18 protein-coding genes are annotated in these 21,388 nt (G+C 68.3%); 9 read left to right on the top strand and 9 right to left on the bottom strand.

Annotated elements, in window-relative coordinates; all coding sequences use genetic code 11:
• Positions 1–152 precede the first annotated feature (152 nt).
• Positions 153–3,035 carry an excinuclease ABC subunit UvrA gene (uvrA, locus tag HT102_RS07640; protein ID WP_192038787.1) on the bottom strand — a complete coding sequence of 961 codons (2,883 nt, stop codon included), beginning with the start codon at positions 3,033–3,035 and terminating at the stop codon, positions 153–155.
• 143 nt (positions 3,036–3,178) lie between these two features.
• Between uvrA and HT102_RS07635 the strand changes: the two genes are divergently transcribed.
• The 3 genes from HT102_RS07635 to HT102_RS07625 all read left to right on the top strand — a co-directional run bounded on the left by HT102_RS07635 (position 3,179) and on the right by HT102_RS07625 (position 7,307).
• Positions 3,179–3,871, top strand: a complete 693-nt coding sequence (locus tag HT102_RS07635) for an MBL fold metallo-hydrolase (RefSeq protein WP_192038786.1) — start codon at positions 3,179–3,181, stop codon at positions 3,869–3,871.
• 177 nt (positions 3,872–4,048) lie between these two features.
• On the top strand, positions 4,049–4,888 hold the full coding sequence (locus tag HT102_RS07630; RefSeq protein ID WP_225443343.1) for a DoxX family protein: 840 nt from the start codon (positions 4,049–4,051) through the stop codon (positions 4,886–4,888).
• Between the two features lie 166 nt (positions 4,889–5,054).
• A complete protein-coding gene (locus tag HT102_RS07625; RefSeq protein ID WP_192038851.1) occupies positions 5,055–7,307 on the top strand; it encodes a HelD family protein in 2,253 nt (750 codons plus the stop codon).
• 407 nt (positions 7,308–7,714) lie between these two features.
• Here HT102_RS07625 and HT102_RS07620 read toward each other — a convergent pair whose 3' ends face one another.
• Together HT102_RS07620 and uvrB are read right to left on the bottom strand one after the other, a co-directional pair.
• Positions 7,715–8,167: a universal stress protein gene (locus HT102_RS07620; protein ID WP_192038784.1), complete on the bottom strand. Its 453-nt coding sequence runs from the start codon at positions 8,165–8,167 to the stop codon at positions 7,715–7,717.
• 189 nt (positions 8,168–8,356) lie between these two features.
• A complete protein-coding gene (uvrB, locus tag HT102_RS07615; RefSeq protein ID WP_192038783.1) occupies positions 8,357–10,513 on the bottom strand; it encodes an excinuclease ABC subunit UvrB in 2,157 nt (718 codons plus the stop codon).
• 68 nt (positions 10,514–10,581) lie between these two features.
• Here uvrB and HT102_RS07610 point away from each other — a divergent pair, with 68 nt between their 5' ends.
• The gene (locus tag HT102_RS07610; protein ID WP_192038782.1) at positions 10,582–11,124 is read left to right on the top strand and encodes a DUF402 domain-containing protein; all 543 of its coding nucleotides are present in this window, start codon (positions 10,582–10,584) and stop codon (positions 11,122–11,124) included.
• On the opposite strand, the gene coaE is transcribed toward HT102_RS07610, so the two are convergent.
• Entirely contained in the window at positions 11,117–12,229 is a 1,113-nt protein-coding gene (gene coaE, locus HT102_RS07605) for a dephospho-CoA kinase (protein ID WP_192038781.1), read from the bottom strand. The two genes, HT102_RS07610 and coaE, sit on opposite strands and share 8 nt — an antisense overlap.
• A gap of 127 nt (positions 12,230–12,356) precedes the next feature.
• A complete protein-coding gene (gene rpsA, locus HT102_RS07600) occupies positions 12,357–13,826 on the bottom strand; it encodes a 30S ribosomal protein S1 (RefSeq protein WP_192038780.1) in 1,470 nt (489 codons plus the stop codon).
• Positions 13,827–14,218: 392 nt separating this feature from the next.
• Here rpsA and HT102_RS07595 point away from each other — a divergent pair, with 392 nt between their 5' ends.
• From HT102_RS07595 to HT102_RS07585, 3 genes are all read left to right on the top strand, one after another.
• Positions 14,219–14,560: a PadR family transcriptional regulator gene (locus HT102_RS07595; RefSeq protein WP_192038779.1), complete on the top strand. Its 342-nt coding sequence runs from the start codon at positions 14,219–14,221 to the stop codon at positions 14,558–14,560.
• Entirely contained in the window at positions 14,557–15,516 is a 960-nt protein-coding gene (locus tag HT102_RS07590) for a permease prefix domain 1-containing protein (protein ID WP_192038778.1), read from the top strand. The genes HT102_RS07595 and HT102_RS07590 overlap by 4 nt, the downstream gene beginning before the upstream one ends.
• Before the next feature lie 80 nt (positions 15,517–15,596).
• Entirely contained in the window at positions 15,597–16,445 is an 849-nt protein-coding gene (locus HT102_RS07585) for a class I SAM-dependent methyltransferase (protein ID WP_192038777.1), read from the top strand.
• 9 nt (positions 16,446–16,454) lie between these two features.
• On the opposite strand, the gene HT102_RS07580 is transcribed toward HT102_RS07585, so the two are convergent.
• Complete coding sequence (locus HT102_RS07580) at positions 16,455–18,224, bottom strand: hypothetical protein (RefSeq protein ID WP_225443342.1); 1,770 nt, start codon at positions 18,222–18,224, stop codon at positions 16,455–16,457.
• On the bottom strand, positions 18,217–18,891 hold the full coding sequence (locus tag HT102_RS07575; RefSeq protein WP_192038776.1) for an alpha/beta hydrolase family protein: 675 nt from the start codon (positions 18,889–18,891) through the stop codon (positions 18,217–18,219). Before HT102_RS07575 ends, HT102_RS07580 begins: the two co-directional genes overlap by 8 nt.
• Before the next feature lie 114 nt (positions 18,892–19,005).
• On the opposite strand from HT102_RS07575, the gene trxA reads away from it, so the two are divergent.
• Positions 19,006–19,392 (top strand): thioredoxin, encoded by a 387-nt coding sequence (gene trxA, locus HT102_RS07570; protein WP_192038775.1) that lies wholly within the window; start codon positions 19,006–19,008, stop codon positions 19,390–19,392.
• Positions 19,393–19,523: 131 nt separating this feature from the next.
• Here trxA and HT102_RS07565 read toward each other — a convergent pair whose 3' ends face one another.
• On the bottom strand, positions 19,524–20,597 hold the full coding sequence (locus tag HT102_RS07565; RefSeq protein ID WP_192038774.1) for an isocitrate/isopropylmalate dehydrogenase family protein: 1,074 nt from the start codon (positions 20,595–20,597) through the stop codon (positions 19,524–19,526).
• Here HT102_RS07565 and HT102_RS07560 point away from each other — a divergent pair.
• Positions 20,596–21,228 (top strand): 2'-5' RNA ligase family protein, encoded by a 633-nt coding sequence (locus HT102_RS07560; protein WP_192038773.1) that lies wholly within the window; start codon positions 20,596–20,598, stop codon positions 21,226–21,228. The two genes, HT102_RS07565 and HT102_RS07560, sit on opposite strands and share 2 nt — an antisense overlap.
• Here the strand turns inward: HT102_RS07560 and HT102_RS16155 are convergent.
• Complete coding sequence (locus HT102_RS16155; RefSeq protein ID WP_269902748.1) at positions 21,209–21,334, bottom strand: hypothetical protein; 126 nt, start codon at positions 21,332–21,334, stop codon at positions 21,209–21,211. The two genes, HT102_RS07560 and HT102_RS16155, sit on opposite strands and share 20 nt — an antisense overlap.
• Positions 21,335–21,388: the final 54 nt, after the last annotated feature.

Below are 21,388 nucleotides of genomic sequence, written 5' to 3'. Positions count from 1 at the left end.
GCCACCAGTGGAAACTTTTCCCGCCTCAGTGGTGAAAAGTTTCCACTGGGCAGCGGGGGGACCGCCAGCCAGCCGCGTCAGCGCGACGAACCGCGCCCGCCCGGCCGTCCGCACGCCCGCGCGCCGAGCCTGAGGTAGCCGCTGCGGCTACCTCAGGCTGGGGACCCAACAGCCAGCGCTGGTGCGAGGATGCCGCGCAGGAACTGGCCGGTATGGCTGTGCGGGGCCGCCGCGACGCTCTCGGGGGTACCTTCCGCGACCACGGTGCCGCCGCCCGAGCCTCCCTCGGGCCCCATGTCGATGATCCAGTCGGCAGTCTTGATCACATCGAGGTTGTGCTCGATGACGATGACGGTATTGCCCTTGTCCACGAGCCCGTTGATGACGCGCAGCAGCTTGCGGATGTCCTCGAAGTGCAGGCCCGTCGTCGGCTCGTCAAGGATGTAGACGGTCCGCCCGGTCGAGCGCTTCTGTAGCTCGGCGGCGAGCTTCACGCGTTGCGCCTCGCCGCCGGAGAGGGTGGGCGCGGACTGCCCGAGCCGCACATACCCGAGGCCCACGTCCACGAGCGTGTCGAGGTAGCGGTGGATCGATTTGATGGGCTCGAAGAACTCGGCCGCCTCCTCGAGCGGCATGTCGAGCACCTCGGCGATGTTCTTGCCCTTGTAGTGCACCTCGAGGGTCTCGCGGTTGTAGCGGGCCCCGTGGCATACCTCGCACGGCACGTAGACATCGGGCAGGAAGTTCATCTCGATCTTGATGGTGCCGTCGCCCGTGCAGGCCTCGCAGCGACCGCCCTTGACGTTGAACGAGAAGCGTCCGGGCTGGTAGCCACGAACCTTCGCCTCGGTGGTGGCGGCGAACAGCGTGCGTATCTTGTCGAACACCCCGGTGTAGGTTGCCGGGTTGGAGCGGGGGGAGCGTCCGATGGGCGACTGATCGACCTGGACGAGCTTGTCGAGCAGGTCAACTCCGTTGATGCGGGTATGGCGACCCGGCACGTGCCGGGCACCGTTGAGCTTGCTGGCCCGTGCCTTGGCACGGATCTCGTTGACGAGGGTGGACTTGCCGGACCCGGAGACCCCGGTGATCGCGGTGAGCGTGCCCAGGGGGAACTCGACGCTGACGTTCTTCAGGTTGTGCTCGCGCGCGCCCACGATCTTGATACGACGCTGCGGATCGATGGCGCGCCACTGCTCGGGCATCTCGATGGCGAGCCGGCCCGCGAGGTACGCGCCGGTGAGTGAATCCTCGTTGGCGAGCAGCCCCTCGAAGCTGCCGCTGTGCACGACCTTGCCTCCATGCTCGCCTGCGCGGGGCCCGATGTCGACGATCCAGTCCGAGGCCCGGATGGTGTCCTCGTCGTGCTCGACCACGATGAGGGTGTTGCCCAGATCGCGCAGGCGGGTGAGGGTGTCGATGAGGCGGCGATTGTCGCGCTGGTGCAATCCGATCGACGGCTCGTCGAGCACATAGAGCACCCCGACGAGCCCCGCGCCGATCTGGGTCGCGAGCCGGATGCGCTGCGCCTCGCCTCCGGAAAGTGTGCCTGCGGCGCGGTCCAGAGAGAGGTAGTCAAGCCCGACATCGAGGAGGAAACCGAGCCTGGCCTGCACTTCCTTGAGGACGCGCCCGGCGATCGCGGCCTCGCGCGCCCCGAGCTGCAGATCGGTGAGGAACTTGGCGCAGTCCGCGATGGAGAGCGCGGCGATATCGGCGATGGAGCGGGCGCTGCCGTCTCCGCCCGCGATGCGCACGGAGAGGATCTCCGGGCGCAGCCGCGTGCCCTGGCACGCGGGGCAGGGAGTGTCCCGCATGAAGCCTTCGTAGCGATCCTTCATCTGGTCAGACTCGGTCTGCTCGAGGCGCCGGTGGAGGAAGGGCATGACCCCCTCGAACTCGGCGTAGTAGGCACGGCTGCGCCCGTAGCGATTGGTATAGGTGACGTGGACCTGCTGCGGCGAGCCCTCGAGCACCGCGCGGCGAGCCTTCGCGGGGAGCTTCTGCCAGGGCGTATCGAGCCTGAAACCCAGTGCATCGCCGAGCCCCTGCAGCAGCCGCTGGAAGTACTCCGCTGATTGGCCCGTGGACCAGGGCGCGATGGCCCCCTCCGCGAGGGACTTCTCGGGATCCGGTACCACGAGATCAGGGTCGACCTCCTTGCGGATGCCGAGGCCGTGGCATTCCGGGCAGGCGCCATAGGGCGAGTTGAAGGAGAAGGACCGCGGCTCGAGATCATCCACCGCGAGCGCGTGGCCGTTCGGGCAGGCCAGCCTCTCGGAGAAGCGCCGCTCGCGCTCGGCGGAGTCCTCGGGCACGTCGACGAAATCGAGCACGACGATGCCGTCAGCGAGCCGCAGCGCCGTCTCCACTGAATCGGTCAGGCGTTGCTTCGCCGAGGGCTTGACCACCAGTCGGTCCACCACGACCTCGATGTCGTGCTTTTCCTGCTTCTTCAGCGTCGGCGGGGAGGACAGCGGATGCACCACGCCGTCGACGCGGACGCGGGCGAATCCCTGGGCGCTGAGCTGGGAGAACAAGTCCACGAACTCGCCCTTGCGGGTGCGCACCACCGGGGAGAGGACCTGGAACCGGGTGCCCTCCTCCATGTCGAGCACCTGATCGACGATCTGTTGCGGCGTCTGCTTCGCGATGCGCTCGTCGCACACCGGGCAGTAAGGGGTACCTGCGCGGGCGAACAGCAGGCGCAGGTAGTCGTAGACCTCGGTGATCGTGCCGACGGTCGAGCGCGGGTTGCGATTGGTGGACTTCTGGTCGATCGATACCGCCGGGGAGAGCCCCTCGATGAAATCGACATCCGGCTTGTCCATCTGCCCGAGGAACTGCCGGGCATAGGCGGAGAGGGACTCCACGTAGCGCCGCTGCCCCTCGGCGAAGATCGTGTCGAACGCGAGGCTGGACTTGCCCGAGCCGGAGAGCCCGGTGAACACGATCAGGCTGTCGCGCGGCAGATCAATATCAACACCACGGAGGTTGTGCTCCCTGGCGCCACGCACAATCAAACGATCGGTCACGTTCATCCCTTCATGAGCCCCGGCCCGGCCGCCCGACGGCCACTGTGCAGGGAACATGCTACGACCCATCCCTGACACTTCGCCGTTTCCGCTGGTAGGGAGCTCTCCGTGACCGCCCGATCGCCAAGCGCTAGCGTGGGGCCATGGCAGACGAAGCAGGCATCCCCGTCCCGATCGACAACCACTACACGGGCGCCACCACCGTGGGCGGGCCCGCCCAGCTCCAGCGCAGCCCCACGGCGTCGATCTACAAGCTCGCCGTCGGGCCGATGGACAACAACACCTACCTCGTGGTGTGCGAGCGCACCGGCGAAGGACTGCTGATCGATGCGGCCAACGAGGCCTCCCGCATCGCCTCCCTTGCCGAGCAAGCGTGCCAGCATCTCGCGCTCATCATCACTACGCACCGCCACCAGGATCACTGGCAGGCCCTCGCCGACGTCGCTGCGGCGACCGGCGCGCCCACCGCCGCCCACTCCATCGACGCCGATCCCCTGCCGGTGCAACCCGATCGCCTCCTCGCTGATGGCGACACCATCGCGGTCGGGGATCTCGCCCTGCAGGTGATCCACCTGCGTGGGCACACCCCGGGATCGATCGCGCTCGCTCTCGTCGATGGAGGCACGACCCACCTCTTCTCGGCCGACAACCTCTTCCCGGGCGGCCCGGGAAAGACAACCACGCCGGATCAGTTCTCATCCTTGATGAACGACCTGGAGAACAAGGTCTTTGGGCAGTTCCCCGACGATACGAAGGTCTATCCAGGGCACGGCAAGGACACCATGCTCGGCACCGAGCGTCCCCATTTCGGCGAGTGGCGAGCCCGCGGTTGGTAGGTCTAGCGACCGCCCCAGGGCATGCCCACGTTTGCTGCAGGCCCGCCGCTGCGGGGCCCGCGCGCGGCCAGCCCTAGCGCGCCGGATGCGACATTCTCCGCGATTCGACCGATAGACGTTCAGGAGCAGCGAATCTGGGTAGCTTGGTGAGCGGAACCCCCCAGCGAAAGGCCAGTCATGATCCTTCGGAGAATCGCGCGCCCCATGATCGCCGGCGTGTTCATCGCAAACGGCATCAGCACGCTGCGCCAGCCCAACGAGGTAGCGGACCGGGCAGCACCGTTCATCGACTACGCGCACGGCACCCTGCCACCCGACGTGTCCAGCAAGCTCCCCCAGGACCCCGTCACCCTCGCCCGGATCAACGCCGTCGCGCAGATCGGTGCCGCGGGACTCCTCGCCTGGGGCCGCGCGCCACGCCTCGCATCGGGCGTGCTGGCCACCAGCCTCATCCCCACCACCGTGGTCCAGCACCCGTTCTGGGCCGAGACCGATGCGGCGGCTCGCGCCAACCAGCGCCAGCACTTCCTCAAGAACGTCGGCCTGCTCGGTGGCCTGCTGATCGCCGCGGCCGACACCGAGGGCCGCCCCTCGGTGGGATGGTGGGCGCGGCGCTACGCGACGCGAGCCTCCGGCACCATCTCCGCGGCGGTGCCCGTGATCGGGTCGGTAGCCTCGTCCTCCGGATCGACCACCAAGGACAAGCTCTCCGAGGGCTGGTCCACCGTGGCGGAGCGCACCGCTGACGGCTGGTCAACCCTCGCCGACCGCACCAAGGACGTAGTGGAGGACGCGGCCGAAGCTACCTCGCGCTGGTACGGAACGGCCGCCGAGCGGGCCCCGGAGCTCTATGAGGTCGCGGCCGACCGTGGCGGCGAGCTCTACCACAAGGCTGCCGACCGCGGTGGCATGCTCTACCACCGTGCCGCGGACCGTGGCGCCGAGGCCGCGCACCAGGCCGCGGAAGCAGCTCGCGAGGGCACCTCCGAGGTCCGTTCGCGGCTGCGCCACCGCTAAGGACGGCACGGGAACAAGGTTCTTCGACTCCGCGTTGATGCTGCATTAGGGTGGTGGGCCCGAGCGCTCTCCCGAGAGGGGAAGCGCCGGCCCACGCCCTGGTGGTGGAGTCGAAGGAGTCTGGGTGGAGCAACGCGAGATCGACCGTGAGCAAGCGTATGTCTCAATGCTGTACGGGCGGCTCGACGCGCTGCGCGAGCAGACGCGAACACGCATCCGCGACGTCCTGCGCATGCGCGAGGAGAACCCCCAGGAGCTCTCGGAACGCGAGTCCTACAACGCCCTCTACACCGACAAGCTAGCCAAGTACACCGCTGCGGAGAACGGGCTGTGCTTCGGCCGCATCGACGACGTCGACGAGTCCGTCCGCTACATCGGCCGTATCGGCATGTGGGACGACGAGGTCGATAGCGAGCCGCTCCTGCTCGACTGGCGCGCCCCGCTCGCCCGCGCGTTCTATCTCGCGACCCCGGCCTCGCCGGACGGAGTGGCACGTCGTCGGCATATCCGCACGCGCGGCCGGGAGATCACCGCGCTGCACGATGAGATCCTCGACCCCGATGCCGCGGACGCCCTCACCGGGAGCGCCGACGGCAGCGCCGAGACCGTGAGCGAAGGAGTCGCCGGGGAGAGCGCGCTGCTCGCCGCGATCAGCGCTGCCCGCACCGGCCACATGACCGACATCGTCTCGACCATCCAGCGCGAGCAGGACGTCATCATCCGCTCGCACCATCGCGGAGTCCTCGTCGTGGAGGGCGGGCCAGGGACCGGGAAGACCGCCGTGGCCCTGCACCGCGTCGCGTACCTGCTCTACACATTCCGCGAGCAGCTCGAGCGGTCCGGGGTGCTGATCATCGGCCCCAACTCGACCTTCCTTGACTACATCAGTCAAGTGCTCCCATCGCTTGGCGAGACCGGCGTCGTCCTGTCCACCGTCGGGGACCTCTACCCTGGCGTCACCGCGCGCACCCATGACACCGATGACGTGGCCGCCATCAAGGGATCGATGCGCATGGTCGATATCCTCAAGACCGCGGTGCGCGACTGGCAGACCGTTCCCAGCGCCCCGATCGAGGTGCCGTTCGATACCTACACGCTGCGTGTGGACAAGGCGCTCGCGACCCGGGCCCGTGGACGCGCGCGCTCCTCCCGCCGCGCGCACAACAAGGCCCGGGAAATCTTCGTCAGCACTGCCGTCGACCTGCTCGCCAGCCAGTACCGCAAAGCGATCAGCGCAGGCATCGATGGCGGCCACGACCTGCTCGACCGGGACGATCTCGCTGATATCCGCGACGAGCTGCGGGCTGACCCCGCGGTGCGTGGCGTGCTGGATTCGCTGTGGCCGATGCTCACTCCCCAGCAAGTGCTGATGGAACTGCTCAGCGATCCTGACCGGCTCCGGACCGCGAGCGGCGAGCTGCTCGCGGCGGACGAGCAGAAGCGCATCCTCCGGGCGCGGAGCGCACTGTTCTCCGACACCGATGCGCCACTCCTCGACGAGCTCGCCGAGCTGATCGGCATCGACAATGACGACGACGATGAGGCAGCGCGCGCGCAGTGGCGCGCCCGCATCGCCGAGGCCCAGGACGCCCTGGACATCCTCACGGGGTCCGCGCCCCAGGACCTCGAGGATGATCTCGACCCCGAGATCCTGATGGCGTATGACCTCATCGACGCCGAGACCCTCGCCGAGCGGCAGCAGCACCGCCAGTACCGCACCACCGCCGAGCGGGCAGCCGCGGACCGCCAATGGACTTACGGCCACACCATCATCGACGAGGCCCAGGAGCTGTCCCCCATGGCCTGGCGCATGGTGATGCGACGGACCCCGAACAGGTGGATGACCATCGTGGGTGATCCGGCCCAAACTGGCAGCCCCGCATCAGCGGGATCCTGGAACGATGCTCTAGAGCCGTATGTGGCGCAACGCTGGCGCCTGCAGGGCCTCAGCGTCAACTACCGCACCCCAGCAGAGATCATGGACGTCGCCAGCGGTGTGCTCGCCCAGTTCGCCCCCGGCATTGACGCGCCACGCTCGATCCGGCATTCAGGCCACGCACCAGTGATCGAGCACGTTGGCGCCGAGGAGCTCGCGGCCGCTGCGTGGCAGAACCTGGCAAAGTGGCGCGACGAGCCGGGGACCGCTGTGATCCTCGCTCCGGAAGACCTTGTCGAGCAGGTGCGCGACGCCTCGGCCCATGACGATGCCAACACGGAGGTATCCGTGCTGTCCGTGCGCGAGGCCAAGGGCCTGGAGTTCGATTCGGTGCTGATAGTCGAGCCGGGCGCGATCGCCGCGCAATCAACCCGCGGGATGAGCGACCTGTACGTGGCCATATCCCGTGCCACGCAACGCCTCGCGATCATTCATCACGCCGCCCTCCCCGCTGGCATGGACCAGGCGGCGTCGGTGCGGTAGTTGGTGCGCCAAGTGGCTCGCGGCGAGCTCGCTGGCGGGCTGGCGGGCGGCGAGCTCGCTGGCGGGCTGGTGGGCCGGCGGCGAGCTCGTGGGCTCGCGGGCGGGCCGGCGGGCCGGCGGCGAGCTCCCCTGCTCGCGGCGGGTCGGCGGCGAGCGCCATAAGCACCGGAAACTGCCAAACGCGATAGAAAATCACCGGGTTCTGGGCCGGTTTCTATCGCGTTTGCAGCCACCGCGGCCACCACGGCCGGGCAGCCACCGCGGCCGGGCAGCCACCGCAGCCACCGCGGGCGGGCGACCCTGCCGATGCTCCACGCACAGCAATGCCCGCCCTGGCCTAGCCGGGGCGGGCATTGCTCACGCTTGTTGTGTTCCCGCAGCTGACGATGCAGCCGGCGGAAATTGCGTCAGCGGGTGGTGTGGACGATCAGCACATCGCTCGCGGACTTGCGCGCGACGTCGGATGGCACCGATCCGAGCAGGCGCCCGGTGATGGTGTTCAGCCCCCGGTTTCCGACGACGAGCAGGTCGGCATCGACTTCCTCGACGAGCGCGAGGAGCGAGTCCACGGGAGCACCTACCACCGCGCGCTCCACGATGTTCTTCGCGCCTACGGATGCAGCGCGCTCACGGGCGGTGCGGAGGATCTCATAGGTGGGGGCGGCACCAGTGATCTGGTAGGCGTCGTCCTTGAGGACATCCGTGGCGTCGCCAAGCTCCTTCGGGTCCGTCGGGTAGTAGGCGCACGCCAGGACGAGGCGGGCGCTCTCGTCACCAGCGAGTGAGCCCGCCTTCTCGACAGCCTTCAGTGATGACTCGGAACCATCGGTACCGACGACAATCGTGCGGTAGGCGGTCATTCATTCCTCCCATGATCTTGCCTGCGCTCGGGCCTCACAGCTTGCACTAGTGAGAGCGTGCATCAAAACACTACTAGCGGAAACACTAGCGGTATCGCTGCCCCTCCAAGGCAAGTTTCGGGCGGAAACACCCAAACTGCCACGATCTTGGACCGCGATATTCCTCACATTCCGGGTGTGTCGTGCTGCCTAGGACATTCCGGCGGCATCCATTCCCCTCAGTTCCTTCTTCAGGTCGGAGATCTCGGCCCGGAGCCGTGCCGCGAGCTCGAACTGGAGATCACGAGCAGCCCCCACCATTTGCTCGGTGAGCTGGTCGATGAGATCGGCGAGCTCGGCCCGGGGCATGGCCTTGGCGTCATGCCCCTCACGGATTCCCGCCGTGGTGTGGGCTGCTTGTTCGCCACGCTTGCCCCGTGCACCGCTGCGCTCGGTATCGCTGGCTTCCTCGTAGACCTGGTCGAGGATGTCGGCGATCTTCCTGCGCAGCGGAGCTGGCTCGATTCCGCGCTCGGTGTTGTAGGCGATCTGCTTGGCCCGCCGCCGGTCGGTCTCCTCGATGGCGTGCTTCATCGAGTCGGTGATGCGGTCGGCGTACATGTGGACCTCGCCGGAGACGTTGCGGGCCGCGCGACCGATGGTCTGGATGAGGCTGGTGGAGCTGCGCAGGAATCCTTCCTTGTCGGCGTCGAGGATCGCGACGAGGGAAACCTCGGGCAGGTCGAGGCCCTCGCGCAGCAGGTTGATGCCGACGAGCACGTCGAAATGGCCGAGGCGGAGCTGCCGGAGCAGCTCGACGCGGCGCAGCGTGTCGATATCGGAGTGCAGGTAGCGGACCTTGATGTCGAGCTCGAGCAGGTAGTCGGTGAGGTCCTCGGCCATCTTCTTGGTCAGCGTGGTGACGAGGATCCGCTGGTCCTTCTCCACTCGCGTCCGGATCTCGTGCACGAGGTCGTCGATCTGTCCCTTGGTGGGCTTGACCACCACCTTTGGATCGACGAGGCCGGTGGGCCGGATGACTTGCTCGACGAACTGGCCACCGGTGCGCCCGAGCTCATAGGAGCCGGGCGTGGCGGAGAGGTACACCGTCTGGCCGACGCGGGCGCTGAATTCCTCCCAGGTCAGTGGCCGGTTGTCCATCGCGGAGGGCAGCCGGAAGCCGAACTCGACGAGATTGCGCTTTCGCGACATGTCGCCCTCGTACATGCCGCCGATCTGGGGAACGGTGACGTGGGACTCATCGATCACAAGCAGGAAGTCATCGGGGAAATAGTCGAGCAATGTTGCCGGCGGCGTACCGGCCGCGCGATCGTCGACGTGGCGCGAGTAGTTCTCGATGCCCGAGCAGAACCCCACCTGCCGGATCATCTCCATGTCATAGGAGGTGCGCATGCGCAGGCGCTGTGCCTCGAGCAGCTTGCCCCGGTTCTCGAGGTCCTCGAGGCGCGACTCGAGCTCCTGCTCGATGCCACGAATGGCCTTCTCCATCCGGTCTGGCCCCGCGACATAGTGCGTGGCCGGGAAGATGCGCACCGAATCGACCTGCTCGACGACATCACCGGTGAGCGGATGGATGTAGTAAAGGGAATCGATCTCGTCGCCGAAGAACTCGATGCGGACGGCCAGCTCCTCGTAGGCGGGGATGATGTCGAGCGTGTCGCCGCGGACCCGGAACGCGCCGCGGGTGAAGGCCATGTCATTGCGGGTGTACTGGATATCGACGAGCAGGCGCAGCAATCGCTCGCGCGATACTTCCTCCCCGACGGACGCGGTGATCGACCTGTCGAGGTAGGACTGGGGCGTGCCGAGGCCGTAGATGCAGGAGACCGAGGATACGACGATCACGTCGCGCCGCGAGAGCAGGCTCGAGGTGGCACGGTGCCGCAGCCGCTCCACGTCATCGTTGATCGACGAGTCCTTCTCGATGTAGGTATCGGTCTGCGCGATGTACGCCTCGGGCTGGTAGTAGTCGTAGTAGGAGACGAAGTACTCGACGGCATTGTGCGGGAACATCTCTGATAGCTCGTTGGCGAGCTGGGCCGCGAGCGTCTTGTTCGGTGCCATCAGCAGCGTCGGCCGCTGCATCTGCTCGATGAGCCAGGCCGTGGTGGCGGACTTGCCAGTGCCGGTCGCGCCGAGCAGCACGATATCCTTCTCGCCCGCGCGTAGCCGGCGCTCGAGCTCAGCGATCGCCGTGGGCTGGTCACCGGCGGGCTTGTGGTCGCTGACCACCGTGAACTGGCCGGAGGTGCGCTCGACCTCGTGCATTGGCCGGTACTCCGAGTGCGCGAGCACTGCATCGGGGAGACCGGAGGGATCGTGGTCTTGCTCGGTCGCGAACGCCATAGGCAACAGGGTAGTGAGGGGGGCCGACAATTCCCACGCCTTTCGCGGGCGGGCAGTACGGTGGGGTGATGCCCGAGCGACCAGCATCGCATTCCCCTGGCGTCCACCCGCCGAAGTTCGAGACGTTCGACCTCGCGGCAGGCACGAACACCGATCCGAAGGGCTTCGTGCGCGCGGTCGATACGTACGTGGCCGAGCCGTGGGGGCTGTACATGGGCCGCCCCGCTGACCACCGGCAGTTCCACTACATGGAGTCGTGGCTTCTGCCCAGCATGCGGATCCGTGTCACGATCTTCCACTTCAACCCCGGGCACGAGCGGGACCAGGACTACTACATCGATATCGGCGAGTTCGCGGCCGGGGAGCAGGCCTGGACGTCGGTGGATCACTACCTCGACATCATCGTCCGCGAGGGGCGCGACGCCTATCTCGAGGATGTGGACGAGCTGCTCATCGCCCACAAGGAAGGCCTCGTTGCCGCCGAGGAGGCATCGACGGCCGTGCTGACCGCGACCACCGTGATGAGCGGCATCGCGGGGCACGGGCATTGCTTGATGAAGTGGCTCGCTGCCGAGGGGATGCCGCTGCGGTGGCGCTCTCCGGCTAGCTGAGCCTCGCGCGAGCGTGCTCGATCCATTCATCGAGCGGAGCCGCCTCGCCGACCGCCGCCCGGCGGGCACGGTCCGCGTACTGCTCCCGCGCCTCTGGGTCGGCGCGCAGCATATCGCGCAGCGCGATCGCGACCCGCTGGCCAGGCGATCCCGCCACCTGCACTTGCACGATGGCGGGGCGCCCGGGGTCAGCGTTCGCATGGAGCGCTAGCAGATCGGTGACCGGTCTCGGAGCGCTTGCGCTGTCCGCTCGGGGGAATCCCGCCTCGGCGAGCCTGTCGGCGAGCTCGTCGGCCTGGCCCTGGTCCGCGACAGCGACCTGGATATCGATCGCGTCGGGCGCGGGAAGCCCGGCCACCGCGGTCGGGCCTATGTGCTCGACCGTGGCGCTCGTGCCGCCGCAGGCCAGCTGCAGCCTCGCCACTAGCCGGGCGGCCTGCGCCGCCCACTCGAGGTCCGGCTCGCTGGGCACGATCGGCGGCGGGACCGGGGTGCGGGTGCGCAGGTTGCGCTCGAACGGGACGAGCCGGTCGTGCCATGCCGCGGTGACCTGCTGGAGCAGGTGCTCGCGGTCCTCGGTGTTATCGAGCCAGATGTCGGCGGCGGCGCGGCGCTGCTCATCGGTGGCCTGGGCGGCGATGCGGGCGCGGGCGTCGGCCTCGGGCATGCCTCGGCTGCTGGTGAGGCGGTGGACGCGCTGGTCCTCCTCCGCGTGCACGACGAGCACGAGGTGGCAGGTGGGCGCGAGGCCGTTCTCGATGAGCAGGGGGATGTCATGGATGAGGATGCCATCGGGGGGCGCCGCAGCGATGATCTCGGCGGTGCGGGCGCCCACGCGGGGGTGCACGATGCTGTTGAGGGTGGCGCGGGATTGATCATTGCTGAACGCGACCGCGGCGAGCGCGGGGCGGTCGAGGGCGCCGTCGCTGGTGAGGATCTCGGGGCCGAATGCCTCGACGAGCTCAGCAAGGCCGGGGGTGCCGGGCTCGACGACCTCGCGGGCGATCTTGTCGGCATCAACGATGGTGGCGCCGAGCTCAGCGAGCCTGGTCGAGACAGTGGATTTTCCGGCTCCGATGCCGCCGGTGAGGCCTACGCGTAGCACGCGGTCGAGTGTGCCATACCGGGGCTTGGTGCGCGGTGCCGACGACGACGGGACGGACCGAGCCCCGGTCTTCGAAGGAAGACCGGGGCTCGGTGCTGGTGCTGGGCTTGTCAGCCGTTGGGCAGGATCAGCCGTTGTTGCCGGAGAGCTTCTCGCGGAGCGCGGCGAGCTGCTCGTCGCTGGCGAGGGTGCCGGAACCGGTGGTGGCCGGCGCGGCGGCTGCCTCGGCGACGCCACTGTCGGAGGAGTAGTTGCTCGGTGCGGCCTCGGCTGCCTCGGCCTCGACCTTCGCGAACTTCTCCATCTGGGTGGTGTGCATCTTGTGGCGACGCTCGGCCTCGGCGTAGCGGGCCTCCCACTCCTCGCGCTGCTTCTCGAAGCCCTCGAGCCATTCGTTGGTCTCGGGATCGAAGCCCTCGGGGAAGATGTAGTTGCCAGCCTCGTCGTACGAATCGGCCATGCCGTACTTGGCGGGGTCGAACTCCTCGGTGTACTCCTCGTTGGCCTGCTTGAGGCTCAGCGAGATCCGGCGACGCTCGAGGTCGATGTCGATGACCTTGACCATGGCGTCGTCGTTGACGCTGACGACCTGGTCCGGGACCTCGACGTGGCGCTCGGCGAGCTCGGAGATGTGCACGAGGCCCTCGATCCCCTCTTCGACGCGGACGAACGCGCCGAACGGAACGAGCTTGGTGACCTTGCCGGGCACGATCTGGCCGATGGCGTGGGTCCGGGCGAACTGGCGCCACGGGTCTTCCTGGGTGGCCTTGAGCGACAGGGAGACTCGCTCGCGGTCCATGTCGACATCGAGGACCTCGACGGTGACCTCGTCGCCGACCTGCACGACCTCGGAGGGGTGATCGATGTGCTTCCAGGACAGCTCGGAGACGTGCACGAGGCCGTCGACGCCGCCCAGATCGACGAAGGCGCCGCAGTTGACGATCGAGGACACGACGCCCTTGCGGACCTGGCCCCTCTGGCGCTGGTGCAGGAACTCGCTGCGAACCTCGGACTGGGTCTGCTCGAGCCATGCGCGGCGGGAGAGGACCACGTTGTTGCGGTTCTTGTCGAGCTCGATGATCTTGGCCTCGATCTCCTTGCCGACGTAGGGCTGGAGGTCGCGGACGCGGCGCATCTCGACGAGGGAGGCGGGAAGGAAGCCACGGAGGCCGATGTCAAGGATGAGTCCACCCTTGACGACCTCGATGACGGTGCCCTTGACGGCCTCGTCCTTCTCCTTGAGCGCCTCGATGGTGCCCCAGGCGCGCTCGTACTGCGCGCGCTTCTTGGACAGGATCAGGCGCCCGTCCTTGTCTTCCTTGGTGAGGACGAGTGCCTCGACAGCGTCACCGACCGTGACGACCTCGCTGGGATCGACATCGTGCTTGATCGACAGCTCGCGGGACGGGATGACACCCTCGGTCTTGTAGCCGATATCGAGCAGGACCTCGTCGCGGTCGACCTTGACGATGGTCCCTTCAACGATGTCGCCGTCGTTGAAGTACTTGATGGTTGCGTCGACGGCGGCGAGGAAATCCTCGGCGGAGCCAATATCGTTAATGGCTACCTGCGGCGAGGTCGAGGTTGTGGTGGGCATTAGGTGAGGTGCTCCGGACAGTTGGACTCAAAGTTACATGGACAGGTGCGGGACTGCGCGGCACCTCGGGCACCCCTGCTGGAAGACACCGCAGAGAGGGTGGCCGCGAGGCAATCCCCGGGCAGCCCTCGAGCACCGTCAGGCACACGCAAAACCCTACCGTGCACACGGCACAGCACGAATAGAATACGTGATCACACAGTTGTGCGGCAAACCCAACCCGCGGCAACATAAGTCATTCCGCCGACCCCTCATCGGCGCGCCAGGCCCCCGGTAGACCACCCGCGAGCCCCGTCGCGCGGGGCCGCCGATCCGGTCGCCAGCAACCCGCTCGCCCACCGTCGGCCCAACCCTCTATACATTACTGTGTGTCACACAGTATAGTAGGACCCATGACACGGGACGAGCTGCTGACAGGGCACATGCAAGAGCTGCGCCGGGGCACCGTCGCATTGGCGTGCCTCGCGACGCTCTCCACCCCCCGCTACGGCTACGCGCTGCTCGAAACCCTGCGAGAGGCGGGGCTCGACGTCGACGGCAATACCCTCTACCCCCTCCTGCGGCGGCTCGATAAGCAGGGCCTCCTCGACAGCGAGTGGAATACCGAGGAGCCGAGGCCACGCAAGTTCTATCGCGTCAGCGAGCTCGGCAGCGCCATCCTCCAGGAACTGACCGACGAGTGGCGTCGCCTCAACGCATCGATCGAATCACTCTCACGAGGAGAAACGAAATGACTACTCTCACCGAGCGCTACGTATGGGACGTCGTCCGGCGCCTCCCCGAAAAGCAGCGCGGAGACATCGCCGCCGAGCTGACTGTGGCGATCACCGACATGGTCGACGCGCGCACCGACGCTGGCCAGCCGCACGCCGACGCTGAGCGGGCGGCGCTGGTCGAGCTGGGCGAGCCCCGCGCGCTGGCGGGCAAGTACCGCGACCGGCCGCAATACCTGATCGGGCCCGAGCTCTTCCCGGACTACGTCAGGCTGCTCCGGCTGCTCGCCTCGATCGTCCTTCCTGTCATTGCCATCGTGATCGTCGCGATCAAGCTGGTCGAGGACGAACCGATCGCCAGCGTGCTGGGCTCAGCGATCGGCGTCACCATCGAGGTCGCCGTGCAACTCGTGTTCTGGGTGACGCTGGTCTTCGCGATCATCGAGCGATCCGGTGGACAGGAAGACGTCCTCGAGCATGAGGATTGGGACCCGGATTCACTGCCAGCCACCACCGGCACGACAACGATCTCCCGCGGCGAGACGGTCGCCGGAATGGCGTTCATCCTCGTCGCCATCGGGTTCCTGTTCTGGCAGCACCTGCGCTCACCGGTCTCCACGCTCGACGACGCCCGCGTTCCCATGCTCTCCCCCGAGCTGTGGAACGGCTGGATGCAGGTCATCATCGCCATCCTCGTCCTGTCGCTCGCGATCGAGATCGCCAAGTACGTTCGTGGCCAATGGAACTACCCCATCGCGATCGCGAACACAGCAGCGAACGTGGCATTCCTCGCGGTCATCGGCTGGCTAGCCAGCGCCGAGATGCTGATCAACCCTGAACTGCTCGTGACCATCGCGGAACGAGCGCAGTGGGATTCCGTGCCCACGATCAACCCGTGGCTGATCATCCTGGTCGTCGCGGCGATCGCGATCTGGGACAGCGTGGACGGATTGCGCAAGGCACGCGCCACCGCCTAGCCGCGCCGCGATGGCCCGCAGCCCGGCCGTCGTCTATGGCTAAGCTATGTGCTTTCCCCCATCAACCAGCGGCAGGAAGCATGAGCCCCCAGACGCCCGGGCACGCGCCCGACCCCGAGCACACGACCGTGTCCCTGCGTCGCGTGACCTCGCCCGAGAGCGACGCGGCCAACCGTGCGTGGTGGGATCATGATTCTGCCGCGTACCACGACGAGCACGCGGACTTCCTCGGCGTGGACTCCCCTGCCGGCGAGTTCATCTGGTGCCCCGAGGCCCTGCATGAGGGCGACGTGCGCCTGCTCGGCGACATCAGGGGCAAGCGCGTCCTCGAGATCGGGTGCGGCTCCGCGCCATGCTCGCGGTGGCTGGCGAGCAATGGCGCCACCGCGATCGGGCTCGACATCTCCGCGGGCATGCTGGACCGCGCGCGTGACGTCATGGCACGCGGCGGGCCACAGGTACCCCTGGTACAAGCCTCCGCGGAGCGGCTTCCGTTCGTGAGCAGCAGCTTCGACGCGGCCTGCTCCGCGTTCGGTGGAGTGCCCTTCGTTGCTGATTCCGCTCGTGTCATGCGGGAGGTGGCGCGCGTCCTCCGGCCCGGCGCGCCCTGGGTGTTCTCGATCAACCATCCGATGCGCTGGATGTTCCCCGACGATCCCGGCCCCCGCGGCCTGACCGTGGTGTCCTCGTACTTCGACCGCAGCCCCTACGTGGAGGTGGACCGCAACGGGATCCCGGCCTACGTCGAGCACCACCGGACAATGGGCGATCGTGTTCGCGAGATCGTCGCCGCAGGACTCGTGCTCGAGGACGTGATCGAGCCCGAGTGGCCGGAATGGCTCGATCGGGAATGGGGCCAGTGGAGCCCGCTGCGGGGCTGGCACTTCCCCGGGACCGCGATCTTCCGCGCGCGCAAGCCCGCGGCCTGATATCGGCCTCTACTCCCCCGAATGCACGGCCACGCCCACCGGCCCGGTGCCCACGCACATCTCGAGACCGGGCTCGAGCGTGCGGAGCAGGAGCGTGCCCCCGCTCCCCACGACGCGGACGTGCACGGTATCGAGCCCGGGCTCGACGGGAAACACCACCTCGCGGCCGGGCTCGCCGTCGAACCGGATCGTGGCGCTGCCCGCGCCCGAGGCGAAGTAGTTGAGCTGGACGGTCCACCCATGCTCGACCATGGCACCATCGAGCGGCACCCGCCGCGGGGCGCTGTCGGTGATCCGATGCCCGCAATCCGGGACGGGACCGGGCAGGATGCGGCGGTTCCACCACACCTCGGCAGGCACGACGGCGCCCTGGTCGGTGAGCATCCGCAGGTCCGTCACCGAGTCCGTGACGACGATGCGGTCATCGAGCGGGGCGAGGAACCCGCTCGCGAGATTGTTGGGGTAGGCAACCGGCCCGAGCACCGCCCACGGCACCTCCTGCTCGAGGATCTCCACGGTGCCCTCGCCAGTGCTCGCCCGGATGCCCTCCATGTATGCACGCGCGGGGGAATCGGACCAGGTCCGCGAGAACGCGATCGTGGTCCATGCGCTGCCAGCGAGGAACACCGCGCCCGCCACTGCCAGCGACACCGGAACCACCAGCGTCGGCCGCGCGCGATGGGCCACCCGGCGGGGGGCCACGAGCACCAGGGCCATCGCGATAGCAATGACCACGGCGGAATCAGCGAGGTAGCGCAGTGACAGGACGATCTCGATGGCCGTGCCGCTGCCGCCCCGCACGGCCGCGACCGGCACCAGCGTGGCCGCGACGTACAGTCCTGCTGATCCCAGGACAAGCAACGAGGACTGCCTGCGCCGCGCCGCGAGAACAACGCCCCCGGCCACCGCCGCGACAGCGACCACCACAAGCACGACCGGCGGGTCCGCCCACGGCGTCGAGGGCTGCCACCGTTCCCATCGCCACGGTCCGCCGACAAGAGCAGGCACCACGCCGTCAGTGATCGCGCGCGCGAGGAACCTCGGATAGCTCGCCAGGCCGTCCCAGGAGGCATCGCGCGCGCCCGCCAGGTAGTAGAACGGCAGCCAGGCCACTAGCACTAGCCCCTGCGCGAGCCACATCGGCCAGGTACGGCGCAGCGCCCCCGGCCCGGCGCCCGTCGCCCGTGACCACAGCAGCAGCGCCGCGAGCGCGACCGCCGGCACCACGATGGCCTTCTCGAAGAAGCCGAGGCCCACCAGCAGGACCACCACGCTGCTCGCCAGCCATCGCCGGTGGCCCGTGCGCGCGTAGAGGACCGCGTCGCCAACCACCCAGGCCATCGCGGCCTGCAGCGGGAGCGCATTGAGCGCTGCGGACCACCATGCCATCGCCGGCAGCGTCAACGGCCCGAGCGCGAACCATGCGAGCGGCACGAGCAGAATGGGCCGCCATCCGACCAGGATGATGAGCATGCGCAGCACTGCGGCGAGCGCGAGCGCCTGCAGCACCAGCACCGAGGCCGCTGCTAGCCCCCACCCGAGCGGGCTAGCGGCGGTCACGATCCATGTCACCAGGAATGCCAGCGGCATCACGTGGCCATCGTGGCTGGCCAGGAGAAGCTCGGCCGACCAGGGCGCTTCGCGGGCGGCGCGGCTCGCGAGGATGAAATCGTCCCAATAGAAGTAGCCCTCGTGCAGCACCCAGCCGCGCAGCAGCAGCGCCGTGGCGATGATCGCCAGGGCGCAGCCGAGAATCACCGAGCGGCGGCCCTCACGCATCGGCAACCAGTAGCTCCCTCGCCGCAGCGACGATCGTCGCGGTCATCGCGGGCCTGCGCGCGCCGCCGAGGTCGTGCCGTCCTCCCTCGATCACGACGAGCCGGACGGGCGCGGTGACCTCGCGCAGCGCGGTGGTGGCCTCGTCGACGGTGCTGAACGGATCGCGATCACCGTGCACGAACACCGTCGGCCGGGTGATGGCTGGGAAATGCTCGGTGCGCATCCGATCCGGCTTGCCTGGTGGATGGAAGGGATACGAGAGCAGAAGCAGGCCGTCCGCGAGATCGGGCTGTTCGGCGCAGAGCATGCTCGACTGCCGGCCTCCGTAGGAATGGCCACCGAGGAACACGGGCGCGCTGGTGCGCTCGCGCAACATGCTCGCCGCGAGCGCGATGCCCGCGCGATCGAGGCCCGAATGCGCGCGGTGCGGCGGCCCGGACGGTCGCCGGACCCGGAACGGAAGGGTGAAACGCAGGACCAGGACGCCCTGGCTCGCTAGCTGGCTGGCGAGCTCGACGAGCAGCGGGCTCGTGGCGTCGCTGCCCGCGCCGTGGGATAGCGCGAGCGCCGCGCGCGGGCCAGCGCACTCGTGGAGGAAGCCCGTGACCGACACAGCGCCGTCGCTGAGCTCGACGGGCACCACGGGGGGCGTCGGTACGGGTTCCATGCGCACGACCGTAGCGGACGGGCGCGGTTGGAACATTTCGCGGCGCGATCTCGTTACGTAGTGTAGACCGAGCCGGGTCACCACCCCGGCAACGATCAACGTTAGGAATAGCCAGTGGCGACTCAGGCCCTTACCCACACCGATTTTGAAACCACGATCACCGACAACGACGTGGTCCTGGTGGACTTCTGGGCCGAATGGTGCGGTCCCTGCAAGTCCTTCGCCCCGACGTTCGAGGCGTCGTCGGAGAAGCACCCCGATGTGGTGCACGCCAAGGTCGACACCGAGGCCGAGCAGCAGCTCGCCGCCGCCGCGGGCATCCAGTCGATCCCGACGGTGATGGCCTTCCGCGAGGGAATCCTCGTGTTCGCGCAGCCCGGAGCCCTTCCGCCCGACGCGCTCGAGAGCCTGATCACGCAGGTCAAGGACCTTGACATGGACGAGGTCCGCGAGCAGATCGCCGCGCAGCAGGAGAACCCGCCGCAGGAGAACTCGCAGTAGCGAAACTCTTAGCAGGTAGACCCGCCGTCGGCGGGCAGTCACCGGGGAGGCAGTGATCCTGCCTCCCCGTGGCGCATCCGGAGCCGCCTTGGCCGCGGCGCCGAGCTCGCCAGGAGCCAGCGCCGCCAGGCTCAGCCCCGGCGCCCGACCCGGGCCAGCACCAGCTCGGTGAACTCGTTCGTCGATGCCAGACCGCCGAGGTCAGCGGTGGCGACACCACTGCCAAGGGTGCCGGAGATGGCGTGGCGGATGCGGCGCGCGGCGTCGTGCAGGCGCCGGTCCGCGCGCTGCCGGGCCAGCCACTCGAGCAGCAAGGCCGCGGAGAGGAACAACGCGGTGGGATTCGCGCGGTTGCGCCCCGCGATATCGGGCGCGGCACCGTGCGCTGCCTGCGCCATCGCCTGGGTGTCGGAGGAGTTGAGCGAGGCCGCGAGGCCCAGCGAGCCGGAAAGCTCCCCGGCGAGGTCGGACAGGATATCGCCGAGCATGTTCTCGGTGACGATGACATCGAAGTCCCCGCCGCGCACCAGGTGCGCGGCCATGGCATCGACGTGCTCGTCGTCGACGTGGAGGCCCGGGTACTCGCGCGCCACCGCGTGGCAGGCCTCGAGGAACATTCCCATCGCGAGCGGCAGGACGTTCGCCTTGTGCACGATGGTCAGCCGCTTGCGCCGGGTCGCGGCGAGCTCGCAGGCGACGCGGGCGATGCGCTCGCACGCTGGCCGGGTGAATACCCCGACCGCGAGCGCCACATCGACGGTGGGCTTGAACTCGCCCGAGCCGACAGCCATGTTGCGATCCGCATAGAAGCCCTCGGTGTTCTCGCGGACTATCACCACATCGAGGTCCGGGCGCAGCGCGTGGATGCCCGGCAGCGCCGCGGCGGGCCGGATGTTCGCGTAGAGGCCGAATTGCTTGCGGATGCGCCCGCCCGGGGCGGTGCGGGCGCGGTGCTCGGCAGGGTAGGCGGCATTGTCGTGCGGGCCAAGGATCCAGCCCGCCATGCTGGCCAGCGCATCAACGGTCTCGGCGGGAAGCGAATCGCCATGCGTGTCGATCGCCGCGCGGCCATACGGCAGCTCGCGCCAGCGGATCGGGGAGGCGCCCGCCGCGGCCAGCGCTGCGTCCACGACCGCCACGGTGGCGGGCACGATCTCCGCGCCGATCCCGTCTCCGTGCAGGACCCCGAGCTCGATTTCACCCATGGGTCCATCCTCGCGCATCGCGGACGGCAACGAGCAACCGGGCGGCGCGCGCGGCGGAAGCCCCTCGCGCGATAATGGGCTGATGGTGCAATCGGTCGAGCTGCTGCTGGATCCCGGCCTCGATGCCGCGGTCCGCGCGGACTGGGAAGCCCTCTCCTCGACGGGGATACGCGCGCTGCGTCCCCACCATCGGCCCCATATCACTATCGGTGTCGCGAGCGAGATCTATCCGCGCATCGACAAGGCCCTCGCGCGGGCGCTGGCGACGCTGCCGATCCCGGTGACGCTGGGCGGCCTGCTCGTGTTCGGCACGGGGCGGGTCGTGATCGCGCGCGCGATCACAGTGTCGCCGGAGCTCGTCGAAGCACATCGCGCGGTGTGGTCGGCGATGCGGGATTGCCCCGGCCAGCCGCGGCATACGGCGCCGGGCGAATGGACCCCGCACGCCACGCTCGCCAAGCGGGTTCCCATCGCGGATTGCGCCACCGCGATCGGCACGGTGGCGCGGCGCCACGACCTGCATGGCCACATCGTCGCGGCGCGGCGCTGGGATGGCGAGGAGCACCGGGATTGGCTGATCGCCGGAACCGATGGGACCAGCGGCCCCGCCGTCAGCGGCCCCACCAGTTGAGGGAGCCGTGCGGGAGAATCTCCTGGTGGGTATCCGCCCCGATCCCGGCGAGGGCGAGCAGGTTGAGAAGGACCAGGACTCCAGCGAACGCCACAAGCACTGTCATGCCTCCCACCCTGCTCCGGTGAGCCCCAGCGCGACAGTGGCGGGAATGCCATTC

This window comes from Lolliginicoccus lacisalsi (assembly GCF_014841105.1).
GTDB lineage: Bacteria > Actinomycetota > Actinomycetes > Mycobacteriales > Mycobacteriaceae > Lolliginicoccus > Lolliginicoccus lacisalsi.
This window is presented reverse-complemented; position numbering and strand designations above follow the sequence as displayed.